25 protein-coding genes and 1 pseudogene are annotated in these 25,001 nt (G+C 72.7%); 16 read left to right on the forward strand and 10 right to left on the reverse strand.

All coding sequences use genetic code 11. The features are described 5' to 3' along the window. The first annotated feature begins 62 nt into the window (after positions 1-62). Entirely contained in the window at positions 63-710 is a 648-nt protein-coding gene (locus tag B7P34_RS12980) for a 50S ribosomal protein L25/general stress protein Ctc (RefSeq protein WP_106676034.1), read from the forward strand. A gap of 102 nt (positions 711-812) precedes the next feature. Here B7P34_RS12980 and B7P34_RS12985 read toward each other — a convergent pair whose 3' ends face one another. Both B7P34_RS12985 and B7P34_RS12990 read right to left on the reverse strand, forming a co-directional pair. Further along, positions 813-1,604 carry a VOC family protein gene (locus B7P34_RS12985; RefSeq protein WP_106676035.1) on the reverse strand — a complete coding sequence of 264 codons (792 nt, stop codon included), beginning with the start codon at positions 1,602-1,604 and terminating at the stop codon, positions 813-815. A 266-nt stretch (positions 1,605-1,870) separates the two neighbouring features. Next, on the reverse strand, positions 1,871-2,926 hold the full coding sequence (locus B7P34_RS12990; protein WP_106676037.1) for an NAD(P)-dependent alcohol dehydrogenase: 1,056 nt from the start codon (positions 2,924-2,926) through the stop codon (positions 1,871-1,873). Positions 2,927-3,044: 118 nt separating this feature from the next. Between B7P34_RS12990 and B7P34_RS12995 the strand changes: the two genes are divergently transcribed. Then, a complete protein-coding gene (locus B7P34_RS12995; protein ID WP_106676039.1) occupies positions 3,045-3,899 on the forward strand; it encodes a helix-turn-helix transcriptional regulator in 855 nt (284 codons plus the stop codon). A gap of 79 nt (positions 3,900-3,978) precedes the next feature. Here B7P34_RS12995 and B7P34_RS13000 read toward each other — a convergent pair whose 3' ends face one another. Beyond that, positions 3,979-4,836 (reverse strand): SCO6745 family protein, encoded by an 858-nt coding sequence (locus B7P34_RS13000; RefSeq protein ID WP_223267800.1) that lies wholly within the window; start codon positions 4,834-4,836, stop codon positions 3,979-3,981. Positions 4,837-5,079: 243 nt separating this feature from the next. On the opposite strand from B7P34_RS13000, the gene B7P34_RS13005 reads away from it, so the two are divergent. The 6 genes and pseudogenes from B7P34_RS13005 to B7P34_RS13030 all read left to right on the forward strand — a co-directional run bounded on the left by B7P34_RS13005 (position 5,080) and on the right by B7P34_RS13030 (position 8,774). Beyond that, positions 5,080-5,424 carry a hypothetical protein gene (locus tag B7P34_RS13005; RefSeq protein ID WP_106676040.1) on the forward strand — a complete coding sequence of 115 codons (345 nt, stop codon included), beginning with the start codon at positions 5,080-5,082 and terminating at the stop codon, positions 5,422-5,424. 37 nt (positions 5,425-5,461) lie between these two features. Further along, positions 5,462-5,971, forward strand: coding sequence for an O-acetyl-ADP-ribose deacetylase (locus tag B7P34_RS13010; RefSeq protein ID WP_106676042.1), 510 nt, complete (start codon positions 5,462-5,464; stop codon positions 5,969-5,971). Positions 5,972-6,123: 152 nt separating this feature from the next. Further along, positions 6,124-6,552: pseudogene (locus tag B7P34_RS13015) on the forward strand (catalase); the annotation flags it as partial. Position 6,553: 1 nt separating this feature from the next. Continuing rightward, positions 6,554-6,949, forward strand: a complete 396-nt coding sequence (locus B7P34_RS13020; protein WP_106676044.1) for a CBS domain-containing protein — start codon at positions 6,554-6,556, stop codon at positions 6,947-6,949. Positions 6,950-7,147: 198 nt separating this feature from the next. After that, positions 7,148-7,678, forward strand: coding sequence for a DUF1360 domain-containing protein (locus B7P34_RS13025; protein WP_106676046.1), 531 nt, complete (start codon positions 7,148-7,150; stop codon positions 7,676-7,678). Between the two features lie 40 nt (positions 7,679-7,718). After that, complete coding sequence (locus B7P34_RS13030; RefSeq protein ID WP_106676047.1) at positions 7,719-8,774, forward strand: iron-containing redox enzyme family protein; 1,056 nt, start codon at positions 7,719-7,721, stop codon at positions 8,772-8,774. Between the two features lie 46 nt (positions 8,775-8,820). Here B7P34_RS13030 and B7P34_RS13035 read toward each other — a convergent pair whose 3' ends face one another. Both B7P34_RS13035 and B7P34_RS13040 read right to left on the reverse strand, forming a co-directional pair. After that, positions 8,821-8,979: a CDGSH iron-sulfur domain-containing protein gene (locus B7P34_RS13035; RefSeq protein WP_106676049.1), complete on the reverse strand. Its 159-nt coding sequence runs from the start codon at positions 8,977-8,979 to the stop codon at positions 8,821-8,823. Positions 8,980-9,025: 46 nt separating this feature from the next. After that, positions 9,026-9,655, reverse strand: coding sequence for a HemK2/MTQ2 family protein methyltransferase (locus B7P34_RS13040; RefSeq protein WP_223267801.1), 630 nt, complete (start codon positions 9,653-9,655; stop codon positions 9,026-9,028). A 691-nt stretch (positions 9,656-10,346) separates the two neighbouring features. On the opposite strand from B7P34_RS13040, the gene B7P34_RS13050 reads away from it, so the two are divergent. After that, on the forward strand, positions 10,347-11,063 hold the full coding sequence (locus B7P34_RS13050) for an HAD family hydrolase (protein WP_223267802.1): 717 nt from the start codon (positions 10,347-10,349) through the stop codon (positions 11,061-11,063). A gap of 26 nt (positions 11,064-11,089) precedes the next feature. Here the strand turns inward: B7P34_RS13050 and B7P34_RS13055 are convergent, their stop codons facing one another. Continuing rightward, on the reverse strand, positions 11,090-11,458 hold the full coding sequence (locus tag B7P34_RS13055; RefSeq protein ID WP_106676050.1) for a hypothetical protein: 369 nt from the start codon (positions 11,456-11,458) through the stop codon (positions 11,090-11,092). Positions 11,459-11,857: 399 nt separating this feature from the next. Here B7P34_RS13055 and B7P34_RS13060 point away from each other — a divergent pair, with 399 nt between their 5' ends. From B7P34_RS13060 to B7P34_RS13085, 6 genes are all read left to right on the forward strand, one after another. After that, positions 11,858-14,200: a sensor histidine kinase gene (locus B7P34_RS13060; protein WP_223267803.1), complete on the forward strand. Its 2,343-nt coding sequence runs from the start codon at positions 11,858-11,860 to the stop codon at positions 14,198-14,200. Next, a complete protein-coding gene (locus B7P34_RS13065; RefSeq protein ID WP_106676053.1) occupies positions 14,197-14,604 on the forward strand; it encodes a roadblock/LC7 domain-containing protein in 408 nt (135 codons plus the stop codon). The genes B7P34_RS13060 and B7P34_RS13065 overlap by 4 nt, the downstream gene beginning before the upstream one ends. Then, complete coding sequence (locus B7P34_RS13070; RefSeq protein WP_106676055.1) at positions 14,601-14,969, forward strand: DUF742 domain-containing protein; 369 nt, start codon at positions 14,601-14,603, stop codon at positions 14,967-14,969. The genes B7P34_RS13065 and B7P34_RS13070 overlap by 4 nt, the downstream gene beginning before the upstream one ends. Next, positions 14,956-15,552, forward strand: coding sequence for a GTP-binding protein (locus B7P34_RS13075; RefSeq protein ID WP_106676057.1), 597 nt, complete (start codon positions 14,956-14,958; stop codon positions 15,550-15,552). Before B7P34_RS13070 ends, B7P34_RS13075 begins: the two co-directional genes overlap by 14 nt. A 100-nt stretch (positions 15,553-15,652) precedes the next feature. Continuing rightward, on the forward strand, positions 15,653-16,516 hold the full coding sequence (locus B7P34_RS13080) for a methylenetetrahydrofolate reductase (protein WP_106676058.1): 864 nt from the start codon (positions 15,653-15,655) through the stop codon (positions 16,514-16,516). Positions 16,517-16,759: 243 nt separating this feature from the next. Then, entirely contained in the window at positions 16,760-17,827 is a 1,068-nt protein-coding gene (locus B7P34_RS13085) for a glycosyltransferase (protein WP_189382737.1), read from the forward strand. A 157-nt stretch (positions 17,828-17,984) separates the two neighbouring features. Here the strand turns inward: B7P34_RS13085 and B7P34_RS37465 are convergent, their stop codons facing one another. Then, a complete protein-coding gene (locus B7P34_RS37465; RefSeq protein ID WP_189382739.1) occupies positions 17,985-18,137 on the reverse strand; it encodes a hypothetical protein in 153 nt (50 codons plus the stop codon). A gap of 811 nt (positions 18,138-18,948) precedes the next feature. Here B7P34_RS37465 and B7P34_RS13095 point away from each other — a divergent pair. After that, positions 18,949-19,596 (forward strand): hypothetical protein, encoded by a 648-nt coding sequence (locus tag B7P34_RS13095; RefSeq protein ID WP_146166806.1) that lies wholly within the window; start codon positions 18,949-18,951, stop codon positions 19,594-19,596. Between the two features lie 76 nt (positions 19,597-19,672). On the opposite strand, the gene B7P34_RS13100 is transcribed toward B7P34_RS13095, so the two are convergent. From B7P34_RS13100 to B7P34_RS13110, 3 genes are read right to left on the reverse strand one after another with little or no spacing between them, the layout of a single operon-like run. Next, positions 19,673-22,528: a pyridoxal-dependent decarboxylase gene (locus B7P34_RS13100; RefSeq protein ID WP_189382741.1), complete on the reverse strand. Its 2,856-nt coding sequence runs from the start codon at positions 22,526-22,528 to the stop codon at positions 19,673-19,675. Next, complete coding sequence (locus B7P34_RS13105) at positions 22,521-23,351, reverse strand: hypothetical protein (RefSeq protein WP_146166807.1); 831 nt, start codon at positions 23,349-23,351, stop codon at positions 22,521-22,523. The genes B7P34_RS13100 and B7P34_RS13105 overlap by 8 nt, the downstream gene beginning before the upstream one ends. Next, a complete protein-coding gene (locus B7P34_RS13110; protein ID WP_106676068.1) occupies positions 23,348-24,805 on the reverse strand; it encodes a pyridoxal phosphate-dependent decarboxylase family protein in 1,458 nt (485 codons plus the stop codon). The genes B7P34_RS13105 and B7P34_RS13110 overlap by 4 nt, the downstream gene beginning before the upstream one ends. Between the last annotated feature and the right edge of the window lie 196 nt (positions 24,806-25,001).

The following is a 25,001-nucleotide window of genomic DNA, read 5'->3' on the forward strand; positions in this document are numbered from 1 at the left end:
AGGCACCTTTCCGGGCTGCGGTTAACACATGTCCAGACGACCGAACCGCGAGGAGTTCTGGCATGGCCGAAGTGAAGCTGACCGCCGAGACGCGCACCGACTTCGGCAAGGGTGCCGCCCGCCGCATCCGCAGGGAGAACAAGGTCCCCTGCGTCATCTACGGCCACGGCGCCGACCCGCGGCACGTGTCGGTGGAGGGGCACGCCCTGCTGATGGCCCTGCGGACTCCGAACGTGCTGATCAACCTGGACGTCGACGGCAAGAAGGAACTCGTCATCCCCAAGGCCGTCCAGCGCGAGGCCATCCGCGGCTTCCTGGTCCACGTGGACCTGCTGATCGTCAAGAAGGGCGAGAAGGTCACGGTGGACATCCCGATCCACATCGAGGGCGAGCTCGCCCCCGGCGGCAACCTGCTGGAGTACATCCTCAACGCCCTCCCGGTCGAAGCCGAGGCCACGCACATCCCGGAGGGCGTCACGATCTCTATCGAGGGCATGGCGGCCGGTGAGACCATCCACGCCAAGGACATCCCGCTGCCGCGCGGCACCAGCCTCGCGGTCGACGGCGAGGACGCCGTCCTGCAGATCGTCGCGGCGCAGACGGAGCCGGTCGAGGAGGAGGAAGCCGAAGAGGAGGAGGCGGAGGCGGCGGCCGAGGGCGCAACGGCGGAGGAGGCCGCTGCCGCTCCCGAGGGCGAGGGCGGCGGCTGAGCGGCAGGGGCGGCCCGGGAGGGGCGGCGCGACCGGGGCTTACGGGGCGAGGTCCGGCCCGGACCACCGCCCCGGGGCGGTGGTCCGGGCCGGAGCGGCGGTTCAGGCCGCGCGCGGCAGCGGCTTGAGGACGCCGAAGACGGCGCCGAACTGGTCGGCCAGCCAGGCGATCCGGCCGACGTCGGGCACGTCGGCGGCCGGTGCGACCACCGAGCCGCCGGTCTCCTGCGCCTTGGCGACGGTCGCGTCGGTGTCCGTGACCAGGAAGTACGGGATCCAGCGGGACGGCCCGGCCGCCTCGCCCCCGCCGGGCGCGGGCGCGATGCCGCCGAACGCGGCGTCGTCGCCGCTCGCCCCGGCCGTGGAGATCAGGGTGTAGGTGCCGACGGAGAACTCCTTCTCCTCCGTGCCCCAGCCGAACAGGGTGCGGTAGAAGGCCCCGGCCGCCGCCGGGTCGGCGGTGTGCAGCTCGACCCACAACAGGGTGTCCGGCTCGCAGAACCTCTCCAGTCCCTTGACGGCGGCGGGCTGCCAGAGGGCGAACTCGGCCCCGCCCGGGTCGGTGAGACAGGCGAGGCGGCCCGCGTCCATGACGTCGGTCGGCGCCACCCGCACGGCGCCGCCGGCCTGCTCGGCCGCCTTGACCGTGGCGTCGGCGTCGGGCGTCTGGAAGTACACCGTCCACGCGGGGCTCGCGCCCTCCTCCGTCAGCGGGCCGAGCGCCGCGACGCTCTTGCCGTCCTGCAGGAAGAAGCCGTAGCCGCCGGCGTCGGGCCCGGCGGACTGCAGGTCCCAGCCGAAGACCGCTCCGTAGAACTCGGCGGACGCCGCGGTGTCCGGGCTGCCGAGGTCGAGCCAGTTGGGTGATCCGGTCACGAAATCTGTGCTGAGCATGGTGGGTGCTCCTCCGGCGGATGCGCGCGGGGGCAACGGATACGCGCGAGGCCCCGTCACCGCGGGCGCGGCGCTCGGCGTCCCCCGACGCGTCTCAGTCTTCCACCGCTCCCGGGGCATCGCGCGACGCGGTGACGGAGGGGCGACCGGCGCGCGGAGTCGTTGCGGGCGCGGGGCGGGGCGGCCGGAGGACGAGCCTCCGGCCGCCCCGCCCCGGGTGACGGTCCGGATCGCCGTGATCGTTCGGATCGCCGTGATCGTCCGGATCAGATCGTCGAGGCGTCGATGACGAAGCGGTAGCGGACGTCGCTGGCCAGCACCCGCTCGTACGCCTCGTTGATCTGCTCGGCGCGGATCAGCTCGATGTCGGCGCCGATGCCGTGCTCGCCGCAGAAGTCGAGCATCTCCTGGGTCTCCGGGATGCCGCCGATCATCGAGCCCGCCAGGGACCGCCGCCGGGTGATCAGGGCGAACGACGCGACCGGCTGCGGGTTCTCCGGGGCGCCGACCTGCACGAGCGTGCCGTCGGTCTTCAGCAGGTTCAGGTACGCGTTGACGTCGATGTCGGCCGAGACGGTGTTGACGATCAGGTCGAAGCCGCCCGCGAGCCGCTCGAAGGTCGCCGGGTCGGAGGTGGCGTGGAAGTGGTCGGCGCCGAGCCGCAGGCCGTCCTCCTGCTTGCGCAGGGACTGGCTGAGCACGGTGACCTCCGCGCCCATCGCGTGCGCGATCTTCACGCCCATGTGGCCGAGGCCGCCGAGGCCGACGATCGCGACCTTCTTGCCCGGTCCCGCCTGCCAGCGGGCGAGCGGGGAGTAGAGGGTGATGCCGGCGCACAGCAGCGGGGCGGCGGCGTCCAGCGGAATGGCGTCGGGGATGCGCAGGACGTAGTTCTCGTCCACGACGACGTGCGTGGAGTAGCCGCCCTGCGTGATCTCGCCGTCACGGCCCGTGGCCCCGTAGGTGCCGACCATGCCGAGCTCGCCGGTGCAGTACTGCTGCAGGCCGGCCTTGCAGCTGTCGCACTCGCGGCAGGAGTCGACGAAGCAGCCGACGCCGACGCGGTCGCCGACCTGGTAGCGGGAGACGCCGGCGCCGACGGCGGTCACGACACCGGCTATCTCGTGGCCCGGGGCGAGCGGGAAGTGGCCGCCGTCGCCCCACTCGCCGCGGACGGTGTGGATGTCGGAGTGGCAGATGCCGGCGTACTTGATCTCGATGAGGACGTCGTGCTCACCCGGCTCCCGGCGCTGGACGGTGATCCGCTCCAGAGGAGCCTTGGCTGCAGGGGCTGCGTATGCGGGAACAGTGGTGTGGGTCATGTCCGCCATCGTGCGCCCGTGGCGGGAGCCCAGCCAGAACCCGGCTGAAAGTACGCTTGCGGTTCCTACCACCAGCAGTATCACCTTCGGCCACGGAGTCCCCCGCATACTGGTGGGTATGGACCAGCGCACCGAACTGAGCGAGTTCCTCCGCAGCAGGCGGGCCCGGCTGCAGCCCGCCGAAGTGGGCCTCACGCCCTACGGCGGGCGGCGCCGGGTGCCCGGCCTGCGGCGCGAGGAGCTCGCACAGCTCGCGGGCGTGAGCGTCGCCTACTACACGCGCCTGGAGCAGGGACACGGGCAGAACGTCTCCACCGCCGTGCTGGACGCGATCGCCGACGCCCTGCGGCTCACCAGCGCCGAGCGGGACCACCTCACCCACCTCGTCCGCCCGAGCGTGAAGAAGGCGCGGCCGTGCCGGCCGGCCCGCCCGCAGCGCGTGCGCCCCTCGGTGCAGCACCTCATGGACAGCATGGAGAACACCCCGGCCTACGTCGTCGGGCGCCGGCTGGACATCATCGCCTGGAACCGGCTGGCCTGCGCCCTCCTCGGCGACTTCGACGCGATGCCCGCCGGGCAGCGCAACCTCGCGTGGCAGATCTTCCTGGAGCCGGGCAACCGCGACCTGTACACCGAGTGGGAGAAGAAGGCCGCCGACGTCGTCGCCTTCCTGCGGCTCGACGCCGGCCGCTGTCCCGAGGACCCGCACCTCGCCGCCCTCGTCGGCGAGCTCTCCGTCAAGAGCCCGGAGTTCCGCTCGCTGTGGGCCGCCCACAACGTGGAGGACAAGGGCTTCGGCGTCAAGAAGCTGCACCATCCCGTGGTGGGCCCGCTGACCCTGTCCTACGAGACGCTCGTGCTCCCGGCCGACCAGGACCAGAAGCTGATCACGTACCACGCCGAGCCGGGCTCGCCCTCCGCCGAGTCCCTGCGCATCCTGGCCAGCTGGGCGATGGAGAGCTCGGACCTGTAGGGGCCGGACCACAGGGGCTGGACCCTACGGGTCGGACCATAGGGGGCGGACCCGTAGGGGGGTGTCTCCGCGGGGAGGGTCAGGGCCGAGGCGCGCCCATGGGGTTGGGCACGGGCAGCGCGCCGGTGTCAACGAGGTGACGGCTCAGCGGGACGGCGAGGCGGATCGCCTCCTCCACCCCTTCCGCGCCCAGGGCGGCGAGGGGTGACGCGGCGAGCCGGTCGGTGTCCTCCTCCAGCCGCCGGCGCAGCGCCGCACCCGCCTCGGTCAGCCGCCCTTCGCCGTCGAGCACGCCGCGCTCCACGAGCCGGCGGCGGCTGTCCTCCCACTCGGCCTCCGTCCAGCCGCGGTTGTCCTGGACGGCGGCCAGCGGCACGCCACCGGTGGCCACGTGCGTGAGCGTGGTGTCCAGACCACCGAGGCCCGCGTGGACGGCGGCGAGGACGTGGCCGTCGCCGCGGTGCTCGCGCAGAACGGTGGCCGCCAGCCAGACGCGCATGGCGGCGTCGGTGGGCCGGGCCACCCGCGCCCAGGCCGCGGTCAGCGGCCTCCCCTCGAAGTCGCAGCCCGTCACGGCCTGTTCCAGGAGCTCGGCGAGGCGGGCGAGGGAACGGCCGGCCCCCGCCGGAAGCGTACGGTCCAGCGCGGCCCGCACCGCTTCGGTACGGGCCTCCAGCACGGCTTCGGGCGAGGCGAAAGACCAGGCGTCGGGCAGCGAGCGGGCCACCATGGCCGGGGAGAACCCGTGGAACATCGCCGCCACGGGCGCCGGCCCGACCGCCCCGAGCGGGGCCGCCCGTCCGGCGAAGTACCCCATCCACCAGCTCGGCAGGCCGACCGCGCGGGCCGCGGCGGCGGTTTCGGGAGCGAAGTAGACGAGGGCGTGCAGGGGCTCGACCGCGGTCCAGAGCCGCCGGGCGGGAGAGGACTGCGGCACGGTTACCTCCGGAATGCGTCGAACACGTCTATGAATGCCGGGCATTGAGGATCCTACGACGACGGCGGCCAGGTGGGGCCCGTTCGCTCGCTCGTTCCAAGATCGCGGAGATGTGGCCCTGCCGCGCCCACCGACGAGTGATTCCGCTGAATGGATCAGCACCCGTGGATATCTGGAGGCACCCCAACGCCCTGTCGCAACGAAAGGAACCCCGTGCGTATCCGCCGCGCCCTTGGAACCGTTGTGTCCGCACTCCTGCTCTCCACCCTCGCCTCCGCCCCCGGGGCGCACGCCGCGAACGGCACCCTGAACGTGGACTACTCGCGCTGCAAAGCGGGCACCGGCATCACCGGAGTGGCCTGCTTCCGCGAGGAAGTGAGCAGGAGCGAGAAGGACCCGCAGGACGGCAAGTGCTTCAGCCTCCTCACCGAGAACCGCGCGAAGATCCTCAAGCTCAGCAACAACACCAACCGGACCGTCTACTACTACACCGACCGCCACTGCACGAAGGGCGCCCGCGGCCTCGGACCCGGCCGCTCCCTGACCAACCCCGCGGTCCGCAGCGTGCGCTACCCGCTCCCGATCTGATACCGCCCGGCCGCCGGGGACGAGAGAGGATGACCTCATGACCATGATCACTCTCGTCCGGGGCGACATCACCGAGCAGCACGTCGACGCCGTCGTCAACGCCGCGAACTCCTCGCTCCTCGGAGGCGGCGGCGTCGACGGCGCCATCCACCGCAAGGGCGGCCCCGAAATCCTCTCCGCCTGCCGGGACCTCCGCGCCTCCCACTACGGCAAGGGCCTCCCCACCGGCAAGGCCGTCGCCACGACCGCGGGCAACCTCCCGGCCCGCTGGGTGATCCACACGGTGGGCCCGGTGTTTCAGGTTTCCGGCGGCGACGAGTTGCTGCTGGCCTCCTGCTACCGGGAATCCTTGCGGGTCGCGGACGAGCTGGGTGCGCGGACGGTAGCGTTCCCGGCGATCTCCACGGGCGTCTACCGCTGGCCCATGGAGGACGCGGCCCGCATCGCGGTGGAGACGGTGCGGGGGACGGAGACGAGGGTCGAGGAGGTCCGCTTCGTCCTCTTCGACGAGCGGGCGTACGAGGTGTTCGCCGACCAGCTTCGATGAATGGTCCCGGCCGCCGACGCGCCCACGGGGCCGGGGGGACCGTCCCTTCGCGGGCACGAATCCTCGGCGCTCGCTGTTTCGGTCCCCCGCCCGCGGGCACCCGGTCGGGACGGAAGGGTTGATTCCCCACCCTGGCGAGAGGACATGCCGACGTGTCCGCCCACCGCGAGTCGTCACACCGGGGCAGCCCGGCAGAGCAGGACCCGAAGGACGAACAGCTGCCGCGCTTCCGTGCCGCGCCGGAGCACGATGCCCTCACCACCGACCAGGGCGCGCGCGTCGACGACACCGACAACGCCCTGCGCGCCGGGACCCGCGGACCGACGCTGCTGGAGGACTTCCACAACCGCGAGAAGATCACGCACTTCGACCACGAGCGGATCCCGGAACGGGTCGTCCACGCCCGCGGCGCCGGGGCTTACGGGTACTTCGAGCCGTACGCCTCGCTGAGCGAGTACACCTGCGCCGGCTTCCTGGCCGAGGCGGGCCGCCGCACGCCCGTCTTCGTGCGGTTCTCCACCGTTCAGGGGCCGCGCGGCTCGGCCGACACCGTCCGCGACGTCCGCGGCTTCGCCACCAAGCATGTCGACCGTTCCCGTGGCCGTGGGGCCGCAGACGTCCGTCGTCGAAGTGGCCCGGCGCATGCGCGAGGAGGACATCGGAGCGGTGCTCGTGACCGACGGAGGGCGGCTGCGCGGCCTGGTCACGGACCGGGACCTGGTGGTGCGGGTCCTGGCCGAGGGCGGCGACGTCGGCGAACGGACCGTCCACCAGGCGTGCAGCGAGGAACTCGTCAGCGTGGGCCCGGACGATGCGGCCGAGGACGCGGTGCGTCTGATGCGCCGGCGCACCGTCCGCCGGCTGCCGGTGGTCGAGGACGGCCGGGCCGTCGGGATCGTCTCGCTCGGTGACCTGGCCGCCGAAGGCGACCCGGGCTCCGCGCTGGGCGAGATCAGCACGGCCGCACCCAACCGGTAGGCCGCCGGCCGGCAGCCGTCTGGCCGTGCACCGGTGCCCCCCCTGCCGGCCGGCGGACAGCGGACCGCACCCCCGCTCGTAAAGCTCGACGACCTTCGGGTTGACGTAGAAGGGCAGGCACACGGCAGGGGTTTGCGGCCGCGGGAGCTGGTAACCCGGTGCCGGATACGCCCGTATCCCCGGAGAAGGGACGCACGCATGCCGAGCCCCGACGACGCCCGCGGCCGTCTGCGGCGGAACCTCGAGGAGGAAGGCGATGCCTACACCGGCGGCGAGAACCACCCGCTGGAGGCGTACGCCGGGGCGATGGGCGTCTACGTGGCGGGCATCGCGGCCCTCTCGGCGGCGGCCCGGCTCGCCCGCCGTCAGCTGCCGGACCCCTCTCCGTGGGACGTGGTGTTGTGCGCCGGAGCCACCCACCGGCTGTCCCGGCTGGTGGCCAAGGACCCGGTGACCAGCCCGCTGCGCGCCCCGTTCGCCCGCTACCGGGGCGTCGAGGGGCCCGCCGAGCTGGAGGAGGACGTCCGCGGAAGCGGCGCCCGCAAGGCCATCGGCGAGCTCCTGACCTGCCCTTTCTGCATGGGCATGTGGATCTCCACGGGGATCGCCGCCGGGCTGGTCTTCGCGCCCCGCGCGACGCGGCTCGCATCGGCCACGCTGACCGCGCTCGCCTGCTCCGACCTGCTGCACTTCGCGCGCGTGCGGATGCAGCAGAGCGCCGGGGAATAGGGGCCGGACACCTCCTGCGAATCCTGCGAAGGGACGTCCCATGACCGACCCGTACCGGCCCGGGGCGCCGGAGGCGCCCGCGCGCGGCGGCGAGGGGCCCGGACGGGCCGGCGCGGCGGCGTGTCCGCCTCCCCGCGGCGAGCTCACCGCGGCGCTGACCGAGGCCCTCGCCCGGGAGCCGGGCCGCCGGCGGCTGCCCGGCCGGGTGCTCGCCGAGCGCGCCGACGCCTACGGAGACGACCTCCAGCTCGCCCTCCACCTCTGCTACGAGCTGCACTACCGGGGCTGGGAAGGCGTCGACGACGGCTGGGAGTGGGACCCCGGGCTGCTGGGCCTGCGCCAGGTGCTGGAGCGGCGCTTCCTGGACGCCCTGCGCGCGGACGCCCAGGGCGCCGGGGACGCCGGGCAGGCCCTGGAAGGGCTGGTCCGGAACCGGACGGACGGCCCGGACGTCCCGCGTTTCCTGCAGCACCAGGGCGAGTGGTGGCACATGCGCGAGTACGCCGTCCACCGTTCGCTCTACCAGCTCAAGGAGGCCGACCCCCACGCGTGGATGATCCCCCGGCTGACGGGCCGGGCCAAGGCCGCGTTCGTCACCGTCGAGTACGAGGAGTTCGGCGCCGGCCGTGCCGAGAGGGTGCACGCGGAGCTGTTCGCCGGCCTGATGCGCGATCTGGACCTGGAGGACGCCTACGGGCACTACGCGCACGCCGTCCCCGCCGTCACTCTCGCCACGGTCAACCTGATGTCGCTCCTGGGCCTGCACCGGGCCCGCCGGGGCGCGCTGGCCGGTCACTTCGCCGTCCTGGAGTGCACCTCGCCGCCCGGCTCCCGCCGGCTCGCCGAGACGCTGCGGCGGCTGGGCGCCGGAGCGGCGGCCATCGGCTTCTACACCGAGCACGTCGAGGCGGACGCCGTGCACGAGCAGCTCGTGCGCCACGAGTTCATCGGCGACCTCCTGGCCGGGGAACCCGCGCTGGCGCAGGACGTCGCCTTCGGCATCGCCGCCACCCTGTGGCTGGAGGGCCGCCTCACCGACCACCTGCTCGGGGCCTGGACGACGGGAAGGAGCTCGCTGCGCGCGCCACTGGGCTGATCACAGCGGCTCGGTGGGAAGGCGCGGCGACCGCACGGTGCCCTGATCACGGCCCGTCGCGCTCGGACGCCGGGCGGCGGTGACTGGTGTCGCACCACGGGAAGATCCGGCTGCGCCGGCACATGCACAGGGCGACCACCGGCCGGTCCGAGCGCACGACCGTGCCGTCCTCCATGACGACCTCGACAGGCCCGTCGATCAGCATGGGCCCGCCGGGCTCCTGGCGGATCCGCGGGGCACGGGCCCCGGGCTCAGACGCGCTCGGCACGGATCACCACCAGCTCCTCCTTCTCCTGACCGGGCGCCAGGAGCCCCCGGCGCAGGAGCCAGCCCGCGCGGGAGCGCGTCTCGGGTCCCAGGGGGACCAGAACACGGTCGGCCACCTCTGCCCGCAGCCCCGCGGCGGCCAGCAGCGCGAGGGTGGGCCGCACGCCGCACAGCGCCGAATGGACCAGGAGCAGGACGCCCGACGGCCGCAGTGCCGACGGCACCTCCGCGCACAGCCGGTCCAGCACCGTCCGGCCGTCCTCACCGCCGTCGGAGGCCCGCGCGATCCCCCGCGACGGGCGCGGGGCGGGGGGAGTGGGGACGTAGGGCGGATTGGCGACGACGAGGTCGAACCGCTCGCCGGCGACCGGGCACAGCAGGTCTCCGCGCACCGTCCGGATGCGGCATCCGGCCAGGAGCCCGTTGAGCCGCGCGGTGAGCACCGCCCGGCCGCACACGTCGACCGCCGTCACCTCGGCGGCTCCGTGCCGGGCCGCGGCGACGGCCAGGGCGCCGCTGCCGGTGCCGACGTCCAGCACCCGGGCGGCTGGGGGAAGCCTTTCGCGGCGCAGGGCAGCGGCCAGGAGAAGCGTGTCCTCCTGCGGTGGATACACGCCGGGGAGAACGACGCATCGCATGCACCACGGGTGACCCCGAGCCCCGGTTTCAAACCGGGAGGCGCGCCGGGCAGGAGTGTCGGTACGGCGGACCACTCCGCGGCGGCACCCCGGGCCGGCGACCGCCGCGTCGCACGGCACCTGCTCGGAGCGGTCGAAGAAGGCGTCCCGGGGAAGCATCGCCTGTTCCAGCCTGAGCTCCGGCGGATCCGGCACTTCCACCGTCCGGGCCGGCCGCAGCGCCGCGGCGTTCCCCACGAGGTCGTGGAGGCGTCGAACGGGGTTTGCGTGGTGTGTTCGTCGTCGGCGTGGGTGAGCTGGGCGCTGATGCGCCGGTGGTCGCACACGTGGTCCAGCCGGCGGCAGACCTCGGCGAAGGAACGGGCGGAGGGCGGGTGCGCCAGGACCCGGGGATCGGTGCCCCGGGCCTGCTTGTGGCCCGGAGGGGTGAACGGGGTCTGTCCCTGCGCGTGGTACGCGGCGAGTGCTTCCAGTACGGGTGCGCGCATGTGGTCCGTAGAAGAACTCCTTGCCCGCGTCCGGGAGAGACAGACGCGCGCCCGTTCGGAGTACGCATGGCGGGCGCCGGGGCCGGGCAGGTGCCAGCGTGGCCGGAGAGGCCGGCCCCGACCCCGTCCGCACGCCCGATCCCCCTCACCACAGGCGACCGACCCCCGAGGCGGCAATCATGACCGCGTACGACGACATGACCAGCGCCGCGGACTCCCCGCGCCCCCGCGCGGCGGTCTTCGACGTGGACGGCACGCTCGTGGACACCAACTACCTGCACGCGGTCTGCTGGTGGGAGGCGTTTCACCAGGCGGGCCACCGCGTGGCCATGACGGACATCCACCACACCGTCGGCATGGGTTCCGGCCGGCTCCTCGACCGGCTGCTCGGAGAGGACCGGGACCACGACGGCGACGAGTCGCTCAATGCGGCGCACAAGTCCCTCTACGCCACCTGGTTCGACCGCCTGCCGGTGCTCGACGGGGCGGCCGCGCTGCTGCGTGCCCTCGCGGACCGGGACTGGCGGATCGTGCTGGCCACCTCCGCCCAGGGCTCGGAACTCGCGGCGCTGCGGCGCGCGATCGGAGCCGACGACGCGATCCTCGGGGCCACCAGCGCCGACGACGTGGACGCGAGCAAGCCCGCCCCGGAGCCGGTGGAGCAGGCGCTCCGGGAGGCGGACGTGCCCCCGGCGCGGGCCCTCTTCGTCGGGGACACCGTCTGGGACGTCGAAGCGGCCCGCAAGGCCGGGGTCGGCTGCGTCGCGCTCCTGTCCGGGGGCATCGGCCGCGCGGAACTGGAGGAGGCGGGAGCGATCGCCGTCTACCGCGACCCCGCCGCGCTCCTCGCGGGCCTGGACGACAGCCCGTTCGCCCGCATGGAGCGCGCGGGGTGAAGTGGTGGTCCGCCTCGACGACCGGATCAGGAGACGCGCTTGAGGGTCCAGGCGTTGTTGTTGAAGCCGGAGTTCGGGAAGGCGACGCACGAGCCGCTGTAGTACGAGCTGGTCTGGACCCAGCCGGTCGGGTAGAACGCGGACCCGCAGGCCTGGACGACGGTGCCTATGGGCAGGCCGGTGAGCTGCTTGATCTGCTTGATGTTCGGGGCGAAGTTCTGGCCGCCGCAGGTGTTGCTGTAGCCCCAGCTGACGTCGACGTAGCCCACCGGGGTGGCGGTGCTGGCGCAGGTGGTGGTCACGTCACCGGGTGCCGCCTGGGCGGGCGCGGCGGTGAGGGCGAACATCGCGGCAGCACCGGCGACAGCGATCACGGTGGTACGCAAACGAGACATGGGAGGCTCCTCGGCCGGGAAAACGATCAACGCGGAATGACATCCCGTTTCTACGGCCTGGCCAGGAACCCGCAACAGCTGGTTTCCCGCCTGCAAGATCAGGCCATTGCCTCGAAACGCACGATCGTCGCTCGACCCCCGGTCGGCTGAGGCCGACCTCGTCTCGGCGTGCAATCCGCTCGATCTCCGGGTACAGCCGACAATCAGCGCAACCAGCGATGAACCCCTCTTGAACGCCCTTACCAATCCTGTGCGTCAACCTCAACTGATGTTCCTGGAATTGGCTGGTTATGATCGGCACTCACTCCGAAAATGACCGGCTGTGTTGTACGAGGACTGATGACTCCCACAGGATCCGAAGGCCCGGGCGAGCCGGTACGAAGAAGCCGACGACGGCCCGTGCGCCTGCGTACCTTGCTCGTCTGGCTCGCGGTGGTGCCCACGGTGGCGATGGGCGTCCAGGTCCTCATCAGCTCCGACCGGTCGGTGCAGGAGTCCCGGCACCTGCGCAAGGACGTGGCGGCCGGCCGGCAGACCGGCGTGCCCCTCTACCAGTTGATGACCGCACTGCAGGCAGAGCGCGCGATCACCGCCGCGTGGTGGTCGGGCATGCCCGTGTCCGGGGCCGAGCTGCGCGGCCGCCGGGCCGGCACCGACCGGGCCGTGGACGTGTTCCTGAAGTCGTCGGACCCGGATCAGCTCCATTCCGACCGGGCGAAGGACCGCCTCCGCGACGTCGCGCGGCGACTGACCGAACTGGGCGCCCAGCGCGAGCGCACCGACGCACGCCACGGCAGCCCCGATGACACCGTCGACTTCTACACCGACGTGATCAGCGGAACGGTCCGCTGCTACGGAGAGTTCAACCACGTCGACGACGGAGGGCTCACGCAGGAGGCGACATCGCTCGTGGCCCTGCTCTCGGCGGCGGAAGTGGTGGCTCGCGAGGACGCCATCCTCGCGCTGGCGGGCCCCTCCGGAAAGCTGACCACCGCCAGGTTCCGCGAATTCGTCGAAGCCGTGGGCGCGAGCGACTACCTGTACGACACGGTCGCCCTCGACCTGCCTCTCGACGACCAGGACGCCCTCCAGCGGATCCTCACTTCGAACGCCTGGCAGACCAAGTCCCGCATCGAGAACGCGATCGCCTCCGAGCACCGGGACGTCTCCTCCGACGTCGTGCTGCCGCCGGACGTCAGGGAATGGCGAGCGGCCTACACCACCTTCTCCGCCCAGTTGAACACCCTCGACGAGAGCGAGCTGCAGGAGCTGCTCGACCACTCCGACGACCGGGCCGCGCAGCTGGAGGACCAGGTCGTCCTGCTGGTGGCCGCGGGCGGTGCCGCGCTCCTGCTGGTCGTCGCCGTCGTGGTCTTCACCACGCGTTCGGTCCTGCGCCGCCTGCGTTCCCTTCACGACCGCACGGTGACGGTCGCCGAGGAGACCCTGCCGGACGTCGTGGACCGCCTCCAACGCGGAGAGGCCGTCGACGCCGGCGCACTGCCGCGGCCGGAGGGCGAACAGGACGAGGTCGGACGGATCAGCGACGCCTTCGCCCAAGTCGTCGCCGTATCCGTCGAGGGACACCAGAAGCTCGCCGACGAGCGGCAGGGCTTCAGCGCGTTCGCCTCCGGCATCGCCGCACGGACCGGAAACCTCGTCAGCCGGCAGCTCGCCCTCACCGAGCACATCCAGGACGCCTACGGCCAGGACGAGGCGCTCCTCGCCGACCTCATGAGGTCCGATCAGCTCACGGTGGGCATGCGGAGGCAGATCGAGAACCTGCTCATCCTGGCGGGCGGCGAGGTCCCCGACCCGCACATGGAACCCATGCGCATCGCCGACCTGCTGCGCGAGGCGGCCGCCGAGGTGGAGGACTTCCGGCGCATCGACCGGCACGCCATGGACGAGACCAGTGTGGAGGCCGGCGTGATCAGCCAGCTCAGCCACCTCCTGGCGGAGCTGCTGGACAACGCCACGCGCTTCTCCCCACCGACGGCGAGGGTCGCCATCCGCTCCGAACTGGTCGGCGACGGCCTCTGCATCGAGATCGAGGACCGTGGCCCGCGGGTGACCGCCGAGCGGTACGAGGAGATGAACGGCCGGCTCCACTCGGCCCCGCCGTACTCCGTACTGGCCAGCAACGCGCACCGGCTCGGCCTCTTCGTGGTCGGCCACCTCGCCGACCAGCTCGGGGCGACGGTCACGCTGCGCCGGTCGGCGTTCGGCGGCACGTCCGCCGTCGTGATCGTCCCGAGCGACCACCTGGTGCCGGCCCGGGAGGACACCGCGGCCTCCGGGCCGGCGAAGGAGCCCGCGCCCGTGCCCCGGCCCGCCCCGCCCGCACCCCCTGCACTGCCCGCACAGCCTGCCGAGGAAGGGTGGCCGAAGCTCGTCGTGCGGCAGAAGACCGTTGATCCGGAGGGCGACGACCCCGCTCCCGGCACGCCGGGACTGCCGCGCCGCCTGCGGAAGGAGCAGGTGCGGCAGGCCGGGAAGGGCCTCGCCCGCGCAACGGCGCCGGAGACGCCGCCCCGGCCCGGCTCCGGGGACGCCCCCGACCGGCCCGCTCTCCCCGAGCGCGTCCCCCAGACCCACATCGCCCAGCGGCTCCGCGAGCCGCGTGCGGCCGAACCGGCCGGCCGGGACGCGGCCACGCCCGAAGAGGTGGCCGACGCCTGGGCGGACTACGAAGACAGCACCAGGCAAGTGGAACTCGAGCTCCGACAGGACCAGCCATGACGACGACACAGAACGATGCGATCTACAGCATCCTGGACAACAACCTGAGCAGGATCGCGGGGATCCAGGGAGCCGTGCTCCTCGCCAACGACGGGATCAAGCTCAGCGCCTACATGCTGGAACGGGACCAGGCCGAACGGGTGGCCGCGGCAGCCTCCGGCATCGCGTCCACCATGAAGGCCATCTCGCGGGAGATCGACGGGGGCGGAGTGATCCGCCAGCTCGTCGAGATGGACGACCGGTACCTGTGCATCGTCGGATGCGGATCGGGCAGCACGCTGATCGTGGTGGCCTCCCGCAAGGCACGGCTCGGGGAACTGGGCGGCGAGACGGTCCGCGCCGCGCAGGCGCTCGGCGAGTGGCTGGACACCCCCGAACGCTCACAGGCGCCCGCCTCGTCATGACGGCCGACCCCCAGCCCGGACGGCGCCGCCGGACGCGGCTGTACGCCCTCACCGACGGGCGTACGGCCGCGTCCCGGCATGGTCTGACGATGGACACCGTGATCACAGCGGCCGCCGGACCCGGCCACGGTCACGGCAGCCTGCCCACGGAGTGGCAGGAGATCCTCAGCATGTGCCCGTCGCCGAACGGACGGGCGGTCGCCGAGATCGCCGCCCGGATGCGGATGCGTCTGACGCCCATGGTGGTCCTGCTCGGCGAGCTGCTGGAGCGCGGCCTGATCCGCCACCGGCCGCCGCTGGACGCCTCCGAGACCTCCAACGTCCACCTGCTCATGAAAATCAGGGACAACCTTGCCCGCCTATGACACCGCCGCAGCCGCACCGGAAGCGTCCCCCGTCAAGATCCTCATAGCCGGGGGCTTCGGAGTCGGCAAGACGACCCTGGTCGAAGCGGTCTCCGAGATCGACCCGCTGCGCACCGAGGAGCGGCTGACGTCCGCGGGCGTGGGGGTCGACGACCTCGACGGCATCGAGAGCAAGACCGCGACCACGGTCGCGATGGACTTCGGCCGCATCACCCTCACCGACGCCGGAGTGGTCCTGTACCTCTTCGGCACACCGGGCCAGGAACGCTTCTGGTTCATGTGGGACGACCTGCTGAACGGGGCGCTCGGGGCGATCGTCCTGGTCGACACCCGCAGGCTGGACCGCAGCTTCGCCGCCGTCGACTTCTTCGAGAACCGCGGACTGCCGTTCATCGTCGGCGCGAACTGCTTCAACGGAGAGCAGCCGTACACCACCGAGGAGATCAAGGCGGCCCTGCACCTGAGGGACCCGGACACCCCCGTCCTCCTCCTCGACGCCCGTTCCCGGGAGGACGTCCGCGGCTGCCTGCTCTCGCTGCTGGACCGGCTCATCACCCGGGCACGCGTCACCGCGCCCGCCTGACCGCGGACGGCGAGGCGCCGGGGAACCGGCCGGAGGCCGGCGCGGCCGGGGGCTCGTCTACCCTCGTGCAGTCGGGTCGTCCCACGCCTTACGGAGCACGATGCATTCTCGTACCGCCTCGCCCGGTGGGGCCGTCGGCCTGCTGCTTGAGGACTTTTCCCTCGAAATGACCGGCAAGGACGTACCGGCCCTCGAAGAGGCCGGCCGGCTCCTCCCCGGCGGCACGCGTGTCAACGTGACCTTCCTCGGCAACGAAGGGCCGGCGACGCGGCTCACCGCGGCCCGTGCGGTGAAGGCCCTCGGCTTCGAGCCCGTTCCGCACGTGTCGGCCCGCCGGATGCCCTCCCGCGCGGCGTTCGAGGACTTCCTCTCCCGGCTCCGGGAGGACGGGACGTCCGGGCAGGTCTTCGCGGTGGGCGGTGACCCGGCCGTGCCGGAGGGACCGTACGAGGACGCCCTGGCACTGATCCGGTCGGGACTGCTGGAGCAGTACGGCGTCCGGGAGGTCGGTGTCTGCGGATATCCGGAGGGACACCCGGTCATCACCGGCCCGCGGCTGTGGTCGGCGCTGGAGCAGAAGACTGCCGCGCTCGCCGAGCGCGGCATACCCGGTCACATCATCACGCAGTTCGGTTTCGACCCCGACCCGGTCCTCGGATGGATCGAGGAAGCGCGAGAACGCGGCATCCACGTGCCCGTCAGGGTCGGCGTGCCCGGGCCCGCAGGGGTGCGCAGGCTTCTGGGATACGCCGCCCGGTTCGGCGTCGCGACCAGCGCGGGCATCGCCCGGAAGTACGGCCTCTCCCTCACCCACCTCATGGGGACGGCCGGCCCGGACCGGTTCGTCCACGCCCTCGCCGAGGGCTACGACCCGCAGCGGCACGGCGACGTCAAGCTGCACTTCTACACTTTTGGCGGCCTGCGGGCCACCGCGGAGTGGGCGGCGGGCTTCGGCGCGGCGTGATCTCTTCCTCTCCCGCCATGCGAACCGCATGAGCGCGAGCACCAGGCCCTGCTGTCCGCGCGGCGTTTCATCCGCCCGCCGCGCAGGCAGTATCAGGCTGATGAGCCGTTATGTTCCTCCGCCATGGTGGGAATGGACGCCTCCGCAGCTCGCGGCGGCCTTCGCCCGCAAAGCCGCCCGTCCCGCCGAGAGCGGCACGGAATGATGCCGGAAGGAGGCGCCGGCCGGAGCGGGGCTCCGCGGGTGCTGGTGGTCTCGGGCAGCATGGGCGCGGGGCACGACGGCGCCGCGCGGGAGCTCGTCCGCCGGCTCCGGGGACGCGGCGCGGACACGGTCTCGCATGATTTTCTCGACGCGTTGCCCCCGGTGCACCGGCCCCTGCTGAAGGGCTGGCACACGTTCACCGCCCGGCACACGCCACGGCTGTTCGACTGGGCGGACCGTGGCCAGGAACGCGAGTCGGTCGTCCGTGAGCTGACCCGACGGGTGTGCCGCACGGCTCGACGCGAGGTGGCCCGCTGGGCGGCCGGCGGCTTCGACGCGGCGGTCTCTGTCTTCCCTCTCGCCACGCAGACGCTGGGCATGCTGCGGGCGGACGGCGAGCTGGGCACCCCCGTGGTGTGCTGCCTGACCGATCCGGCACCGAACCGCCTGTGGGTGCATCCGGGGGTCGATCTGTACCTGACGGTTTTCGAAGCGACGGCGGTGGAGGCCGCGGAACGCTACGGAGTGACGATGTCGGTGGGCGGGCCGCTGGTCGCTGCCGCGTTCCGCCGGCCGGTGGACGAGACGGTGCGGCGGGCGGTGCGCCAAAGGCTGGGCGTGCCACCGGGGCGGCTGATGGTGCTGATGGTGGCGGGGGCCTTGGGCTCGGGCGAGGTGATGGCGAGCGTCGCTGCGGTGCGGGACGTGCCCGGCACCGCGGCAGTGGTGCTGTGCGGCCGCAACGACCGGCTGAGGCGGAAGGCGGCGCGTCTGCCGGGCGTGGTGGCGCTGGGCTGGTGTGACGACGTGCCGCAGTTGATGGCCGCGGCGGAGGTCCTGGTGCACAACGCCGGGGGCCTGTCACTGACCGAGGCACTGGTCGCCGGGTTGCCGGCGGTCAGCTACCAGGTGCTGGCGGGGCACGGCAGGCAGAACGCGGTCACCCTCGCCCGCGCGGGACTCGTGCCCTGGCCCCGCACGCCCGGGGAGCTGGCCGACGCACTGCACCGACAGGCGTCCCGCGGCCGGATGCCCCTTCTGCCCGAGGCGTCGCCCGGGACGGCGGAGGTCATCGAAGCGTTGGCCCTGCGTGGCCGCACGGGGTGACCAGGCCGCGCCGCAGCAGTGTCAGTCAGCGCTCCACTGGGAGCGTGCGGCCGGCCGGTGACCTTGGAGAGCCGGCGGGATGCCATGCCGTCCGGCGCGGCGTCCCGGCTGCTCAGCCCCGGCCGCACACCCGCAGGGACCGAGGGCGAACACCTCCTCAGGCCCGGGTGATGGTCACGGTGGTGGGTCCGGAGGCGGAGGTGAGGCCCTGGGGGGTCAGGCAGGCGGCTTGCCGGGAGGCGAGCAGGGTGACCTCGGTGACGACTGCCGCCCCCTTGAACGCGCCGTCGGTGATGGTTCCCGTGCTCACGGTGACGATGTTTCCGTTCGGGCGTACGGCCGCCAGGCTACGGATCGAAGCGGTCGACGTCGTGCCGCCGTGGTCGCCATGGTCGCCGTGACGGGGGGACGCCTTCCCCTCGCCCTTGTCGCCGCCCCAGTGGAACGTGAGAGTGCCGCTCGCAGGTCCCAGGAGGCAGGACAAGGTGCCGGCGGAGTCTCCTCCGAAGGATGCGGAAGCGAACCTGCTGTCCGTCGAGAGAGGGCATCCGGCGGCACTCGTCGCCCTGCCGGCCGCAGCCCCCGCCGTCTTCACCGCCCGCCTGGCCGCCAAACGGACCGGTGAAGACCGGGACGGTTCACGCCTCATGCGCACCGGGCTTCTGTGTATCGCAGCCGGAATGCTCATCGGTGGCTGCGGACACCGGCACCCCACGCCCCTGTGGTTGTTCAGCGGTGCATGCGCCCTCGTGGGATGCGGCCTGGGCCTGGCCAACGGCTCCGCCATGACCGTCGTCAGCCGCAGCCGCGCGTCGCACGGCACCGCGCAAGCGGTGGCAACGGCGACCATGTCCGCCATGCTCGGTGGCGCGGCGGGGCCGGCGGTGGCAGGAGCCGCACTCGCCCTGGTCGGGCATCCTCCCCGCCCCTGCGGGGCATCGACTTGCGACGCTCTCGGCACGCCGCCGGGCACTCAACCGGCGGCCCTCCTCCCGGGTTTGCTCACTGCGGCCTCGGCTTGCGCGCTTACCGGGCGGCGGCACGAACGGAGGAGGCAACGGTGAAAGGGACGCGGTGCTGCCGGGGCGTGTTGGTGGGCTTCCGCGCCGCCCGGGGACGCCGTGCTGCTGCTCGTCACCGGCTTCCGTACCGTGCGCCGGACATGCTCCGGGCCGGAGCGGAAGGATGCTGCCATCGGTACGCGGTGGCTTTGCGGGAGGGGCTGGGCGGATATGGGCGGACGGTTCTCGTGGAGCAGGAGGCTCGGATGTGTGGTGGCGGCATTGCTGGCCGTGCTGGTGCACGCGGCGCCTGACGCGTCGGCGCACGCCTCGCACGCGGCCGTCGCCGTGAGCTGCGCGGGGAGCAACACCATCTCGTTCTCGCCCGGTCTGTCGCTGACGGCGCAGCGGACCCGGATCGGCGGCAGCGGTGCGTACAGCTGCCTTTCCACGGACCCGGCACTGCGGTCGGGGACGTCCTCGATCAGTGGCGGCGGGTGGAACGGCTGCTTCTTCTCCGATGCGACCACTGCCGAGTGGATCACCTGGAACACCGGTGAGCAGACGAAGGTCGTCTACCACCTGGGGAACGTACAGCAGGTGGCCGGGCAGGCGGTCGTTCTGATCGTGGGCCGGGTGGTGAAGGGGAAGTTCAAGGGACGGACGGTGGCTTCGCCCGGGCTTCAGATCGCGCTCGATCCGCTGAAGTGCGCGTCGAAGGGCGGGGTGGAGCTGATCAACGGGCCGTCGACGCTGGTGATCGCCTGACCGGGCCGCGACCGCTCGGGGCCGGACGTCACGTCAGCCCCCGTCTCAGTCCACAGCCTCCGTCTCAGTCCACGCATCAGACGTGCCAGGCCTCGCGGCCGTAGCGGGTGACCAGATCCAGCACGTACGCGACGTCGGCACGCGTGCTGGTGGGGTTGATGGTGCACATGCGCAGCACGGTGGCTTCTCGCACCGTGGTGGTGAGGAGGATCGCCCCGCCGTCGGCGCACACCCTCCTGCTGATGTGCGCCTGTGCCGCGTCGGCGTCCCATGTCGGGGGCGCGTTCCGAGGCCGGTAGCGGAAGGTGAGGATGGCGAGGCCGGGCGGCGTGACCAGCTCCAGCTCGGGGTGGGCCTCGACGAGTCCGGCGGCGTGCTCGGCGAGGTCCACGCCCTGCTCGACGGCCCGGCGGAAGGCTCCGGCGCCGAAGGTCTTCAGGGAGAGCCAGAGCTTCAGAGCACGCAGACCGCGGCTCTGCTGCGGGCCGTGGTCGGAGAGGTTGACCTCCTCGCGTCCCGGGGCGGCGGGGTGGGCCGGCCGCAGGTACGCCTGGTCCAGGGCATGGCGTGTGACACCGAAGGTCTCCGGGAGCAGTTCGGGACGCCGCAGCAGGACACAGCCGATCTCGTAGGGCTGGAACAGCCATTTGTGCGGGTCGATGCTGAGGGAGTCGGCCCGGCCGAGGGCGCCGCGCAGATGGTGACCGCGTGGGGTGCCGGCGACGGCCGCGCCGTGGGCGCCGTCCACATGCAGCCACAGGCTTTCCTCCCGGCACACATCGGCCACGCGGTCGATCGGGTCGACGGCCCCGGTGCCGGTCGTGCCGAGCGTGGCGACGACGGCGAAGGGACGCAGTCCCGCCCGGCGGTCACGGCCGATGCGCTCCGCCAGGGCGCCGGCGTCCAGGCGCAGGTCGTCGTCCGGGGGCAGGACGGTGAGCTGTTCGCGGGTGAGGCCCAGGAGGTGCGCCGCCTGCGCGACGGAGGGGTGGGCCTGGCTGGAACAGTACAGGCGGGCGTGCGGCTGCGGGCCGTCGAGCAGGTGGTCGCGGGCTACGGCCAGACAGGTCAGGTTGGCCGTGGAGCCGCCGCTGACGAACAGGCCTCCGTGGCCGTCCGGGAGGCCCAGGAATGTCTTCAGCCAGCGCAGCGTGGTCAGTTCGATCTGCGTGGGGCCCGCTCCGACGAGCCAGGCGCCGGGGACGGAGAGGTACGCGGAGGCCAGCGCGTCGGCGAGCACGGCCGGGAAGTTGCCGGTGGAGGGCACGAAGGCGAAGCAGCGCGGGTGGTCCAGCCGGGTCGCCTCGGCGAGTGCCCGCTCGGTGACGTGGTCGAGGAGGCCGGGCAGGTCGCGGGTGCCGTGCTCGGGGAGGGTTTCGTCGAGGGCGGCCCGGAGGGCGCCGGGGGAGGGGGCGTGGCAGGGCGGCCGGGGGCCGTGGGTGGTCATCCGGGCGATGACGAGGTCGACGGCGTGGCGTCCGGCCTCGCGCATCGCCTGTTCGTTCATCCGCAGGAGCGGCGGCGGTTCCTCCTCGGCACTTCTGTCCGCTTCCGCGTCCTCGTCCTCGGTGTGCCGGTCCCCGTCGCCCTTCTCCGGGCGCAGGCCCTGCGCCTCCTCGTCCGGCACGAGGCCCGCGATCCAGGCGGACGCGCCCGGCAGCAGCCGCGGACGGGGCTGCAGCGCCGCGACCGGCCCCGGGAACTGGACCAGTGCCAGCTCCTGGCCCGCGGCGACCGGCCCGGAGCGGGCGACGGCCCACCACAGGGCCTCGTCGCCGGCCGTCCGGGACACCACGGGCGGTCCGTGAAGCGGTCCGCTCACCGCTCGGTCGTCCCTGCGGTAGCGCCCCGTCGGAGGGAGGCGACGTACCACGGTGTCCGTACGGGCGTGCACCACGAGCTGACTGTGGCGCACGCCGGGAGGCAGCTGCCGGGCTGCCGGCGGGGGCAGGGCGGGGAGGAGGAAGGACAGGACGTGCAGGCCCAGGGTCGGCAGAAGCCCCGCCGCGCCCTCGGCGGCGTGGACCAGGGACACCACGGTCTGGAAGCGCGGATTGACCTCGACGGCGCGCAGCCGGCCGTCCTCCTCCACGAGGTCCAGGCCGAAGGCGCCGCGGAATCCACGCCCCCGCAGGACCTCGCCCACGCGGTACGCGGCGGCCCGGGCCTGTCCGTACAGCTCCTCGGGCAGGTCGTCCGGGCCGACGAGCTGGTTGCCGCAGTGCGCGCCCCAGGAGGCGGCCAGCTCGGGCAGCCCGACGAGCTGATGGGAGACCGCGGAGACGACGGTGCGGTCCGGCCCGGCGCACGCGGTGACGGTCAGGGAGATCCCGGGGGCGAAACGGCTGAGCTTGACGGGTTCGTCCGGCCAGGCGTCCAGGCAGGCCTGCAAGCCGGACGGCCCGTCGACGAGGACGGTCCCGCGGCCGATCAGGTTGTTCTCCGCCCGCTGGGCGACGGCCCGCGGCCACCGGCCGCTCCAGTACGCCTCCGCCGGCTCGCGATCCGTCGCGGGGATCACCAGGAAGGGCGGGACGGGGACCCCGGCCTCGGCGAACAGCCGGGTGGCGCTGATCTTGTCGGCGGCCCACGCCGTGACGCCGGCGTCCGGGGCGAGCAGACGGTAGCCGTGCGTGCGGGCCCACGTACGGGCGTTGTCCCCGTGCTCCGGAGCGAAGGACACGCAGACGCGGCGTGGATCGGGCGGGCACGGCCGCAGGCCCGGCGGGGGTTCCGGCAACGGCTGCCAGGCCGAGACGGGCTCGTGCCGGAGCCAAGCGGGCGGCGGCTGGAAGGACGCGCTCACGGCGGGGCAGTGGTCGAGCCACACGACTTCGTCCACCAGACCGGCCAGCAGCCGCAGACCGGCCCTCGCGTCGATGCCCTCGATGTCCCCCACGGCCCGCGAGACAGGGCTCACGCGTTCACTCACATGCCGCACGGCCGCTCCTTCGCCGGGTCGTGTGCCGCAACAGGAGCGAGGTGCCGTCCGGCACGCAGCGCTCGCAGATCGCCGCGTGCGCCTGCCTGTTCCGTCGCTGTGCCGCCCGCAGCAGAGCCTCCTCGGTACGGATCTCGGCGAGGAGGGACGGCGGCGCCGGCAGCTTTCCGAGCGCGGCCCTGAGAGCGTGCATCCGCTCGGTCATGACGCGGTGCTCCTGATTGAGCGTTCCGGAGAAGCCCGGTGCCGCGAACGGCGGCTCCATCGTGGGCCGCACGTCGCTCGCGTAGACGGAGGCGGGGAAGTCCGAGGCGTAGGCCATGGCGGCGGTGGCCGCGTCGTACAGCGTCCGCAGCCGCTCCAGGCCGTGGCGGACGGACCTCCACTGTGCCGCGCCCACTGCGGCCATGGTGTCGTCGAGGGTGCTGTTCATGGTGGTCAGCAGGAGGTGGAAGAGCTGGTGGCCGAGTTTCCAGCGGCGCAGTGCGTCGTCTGATCCATGGGCGGGACCGTCCGCCGGTACGGATCCCGGCTCCGGCCGCAGCCACGCCGCCAGCGCGGCGTGGGAGGTGTGCAACAGGCCGGTCAGGACCGCGGCACGCTGGGAGTCGTCCAGACCGGTGTGCGGAAGGTCGTCGAGGACGGCCGCCTGGAGCCGTAGCACTCCGCACGTCCAGGACATCAGGTCCGGTGCGTGACGCACGATGTGGAAGTAGCGGTCGTAGTCGGCGGTCGTGGCGTCGGCCGCCGCCGGTACGGGGATGCGCGAGTCGGTGGCCAGGGTCAGAGGCGTCAGCGGCTCCTCGCTGCTCATCGGCCGGACCCCCGGGCAGCGGGCCACGACGTCTTGGCCAGCCGTCCCACCCGCTGGTGCAGGCGGTCCAGATACGGCTCGCTCTCCGGTTTCATCAGCACGCTGCGCAGCACATGCGTGTGGTCGCTGTCCGCGACGGCACCGGCGTGGCGGGCTGTGAACGCGTCGGCGGTGACACGGGCGACGCTGAGGAAGACGGGGTCCTCCTTGGCGTTCATCCCCTGGTGCATCACCTCCTTGCTCGCCACGCCGACACGGGACAGGCGCGGTGGCGAACTCCCCGGGACAGCCGGGTAGTACGTCACGATGTCGAGTTCGGGAGGCTGGTACGGCTCCAGGCAGGGGGAGTCGCTGATCAGCCCGGCCCAGCGGACGGCGGCTCGCCGCCCGGCGGCGAGCACCGCTCCGAGCCCGTCGGGGGTGAGCGGCAGCAGCTTCAGCGTCAGCCACAGGGCGGCGGCGGCCGCCCCGGAGCGGGAGCATTCGAGGCTGATCTCCCCCAGGTGAGGCCGGCGGGAGGTGAAGTAGGTGTAGGGCGAGTCGTGCCGGAAGAACCGGGCGACGTCCGGGTCCCCGAAAAGCACCGCCCCGCAACCGTACGGCTGCAGACCGTGCTTGTGCGGATCGATCGCCACCGAGTCGCACCGCGCGAGCGCCCGCAGCGCGTCGGCGGTCTCCGGGGCGAAGGGCGCCTGCCTCCGATCGGCTCTTTCGTCGGCCCTTCCGTCGGGCCGTCCGCCGGTTCTTCCGCCGGTCAGCAGCCGGAAGAAGCCGCCGTAAGCAGCGTCCGCATGGACACGCACCCCGTACCGGCGTGCCAGCGGGACGATGCGGTGCAGCGGATCGACGGCACCCAGCGCCGTCGTGCCCGTGGTGGCGACGACCGTCCCGGCGGCCCCGGTGGACAGCAGCCGCTCCAGCTCGCCCATGTCCATGCGCCCGCGTGCGTCCACGGGCACCGTGAACACGGGGACGCCCAGCAGATGGCACATCCGGGCGTGCGTGTAGTGCGCCTCGGAACTGACGGCGACGCCGGCGCCGGGACGGCTCTCGCGGGCGACGAACAGGGCTTCGAGGTTCGCCTGGGTGCCGCTGCTGGTCAGGTGCCCCAGGTGGGCCTCGAATCCGGCCATCTCCGCGAGCTGTTCCACCACCTCCTCCTCCATGACGGAGGTCGCCGGACCGCCGTCCAGCGCGTGGTTGTTGGAGTTGACCAGCATGGCGGCCGCATAGCCGGCGACCGCCACCGGGTGCGGCGGCTTGAGCATCTGACCCGCGTAGCAGGGGTGGAAGAACGGGTAACTGCCGCGCAGCCGGGCGAGCAGCTCCTCGAACGCCACCTCACAGGCCGCTTCGTCGACGGCCGTCGCGGGATGCGCCGCGAACTCGTCGTACGTTCGCGCCCAGTCCCGGAACGCCTCGGCTCCCCGCCCGAGCCAGTACCCCAGTTCCATGCCCACCCCCGGCCCCGCCCCCGGCCTCCCATGACCCGATCACCGTAGCGGCGGAAAATAACCCCATCACGACAATCAGCGGCAATCACCTGAACGAGGCAAGTGGGTTGTTTGGTTGCTCGGGACGAGGCGCACCCGCCCCCGGGTTGTCCGTTTAGAGATTGTTGACCGTTTATACAGTGCCGCCCACGATGGT

The sequence above is a fragment of the Streptosporangium nondiastaticum genome, from assembly GCF_003011965.1.
Taxonomy (GTDB): Bacteria; Actinomycetota; Actinomycetes; order Streptomycetales; family Streptomycetaceae; genus Streptomyces; species Streptomyces nondiastaticus.

Coding starts and splice junctions, on each gene's coding strand:
- B7P34_RS13030 (WP_106676047.1), top strand. CDS start 7,719: ATGACCGACCCGTACCGGCCCGGGGCGCCGGAGGCGCCCGCGCGCGGC.
- B7P34_RS13035 (WP_106676049.1), bottom strand. CDS start 8,979: ATGCTGATCGACGGGCCTGTCGAGGTCGTCATGGAGGACGGCACGGTC.
- B7P34_RS13110 (WP_106676068.1), bottom strand. CDS start 24,805: ATGGAACTGGGGTACTGGCTCGGGCGGGGAGCCGAGGCGTTCCGGGAC.
- B7P34_RS13070 (WP_106676055.1), top strand. CDS start 14,601: ATGACGGCCGACCCCCAGCCCGGACGGCGCCGCCGGACGCGGCTGTAC.
- B7P34_RS13105 (WP_146166807.1), bottom strand. CDS start 23,351: ATGAGCAGCGAGGAGCCGCTGACGCCTCTGACCCTGGCCACCGACTCG.
- B7P34_RS12985 (WP_106676035.1), bottom strand. CDS start 1,604: ATGCTCAGCACAGATTTCGTGACCGGATCACCCAACTGGCTCGACCTC.
- B7P34_RS13080 (WP_106676058.1), top strand. CDS start 15,653: ATGCATTCTCGTACCGCCTCGCCCGGTGGGGCCGTCGGCCTGCTGCTT.
- B7P34_RS13065 (WP_106676053.1), top strand. CDS start 14,197: ATGACGACGACACAGAACGATGCGATCTACAGCATCCTGGACAACAAC.
- B7P34_RS13050 (WP_223267802.1), top strand. CDS start 10,347: ATGACCGCGTACGACGACATGACCAGCGCCGCGGACTCCCCGCGCCCC.
- B7P34_RS13020 (WP_106676044.1), top strand. CDS start 6,554: ATGTCGACCGTTCCCGTGGCCGTGGGGCCGCAGACGTCCGTCGTCGAA.
- B7P34_RS12980 (WP_106676034.1), top strand. CDS start 63: ATGGCCGAAGTGAAGCTGACCGCCGAGACGCGCACCGACTTCGGCAAG.
- B7P34_RS12990 (WP_106676037.1), bottom strand. CDS start 2,926: ATGACCCACACCACTGTTCCCGCATACGCAGCCCCTGCAGCCAAGGCT.
- B7P34_RS13025 (WP_106676046.1), top strand. CDS start 7,148: ATGCCGAGCCCCGACGACGCCCGCGGCCGTCTGCGGCGGAACCTCGAG.
- B7P34_RS13010 (WP_106676042.1), top strand. CDS start 5,462: ATGACCATGATCACTCTCGTCCGGGGCGACATCACCGAGCAGCACGTC.
- B7P34_RS12995 (WP_106676039.1), top strand. CDS start 3,045: ATGGACCAGCGCACCGAACTGAGCGAGTTCCTCCGCAGCAGGCGGGCC.
- B7P34_RS13055 (WP_106676050.1), bottom strand. CDS start 11,458: ATGTCTCGTTTGCGTACCACCGTGATCGCTGTCGCCGGTGCTGCCGCG.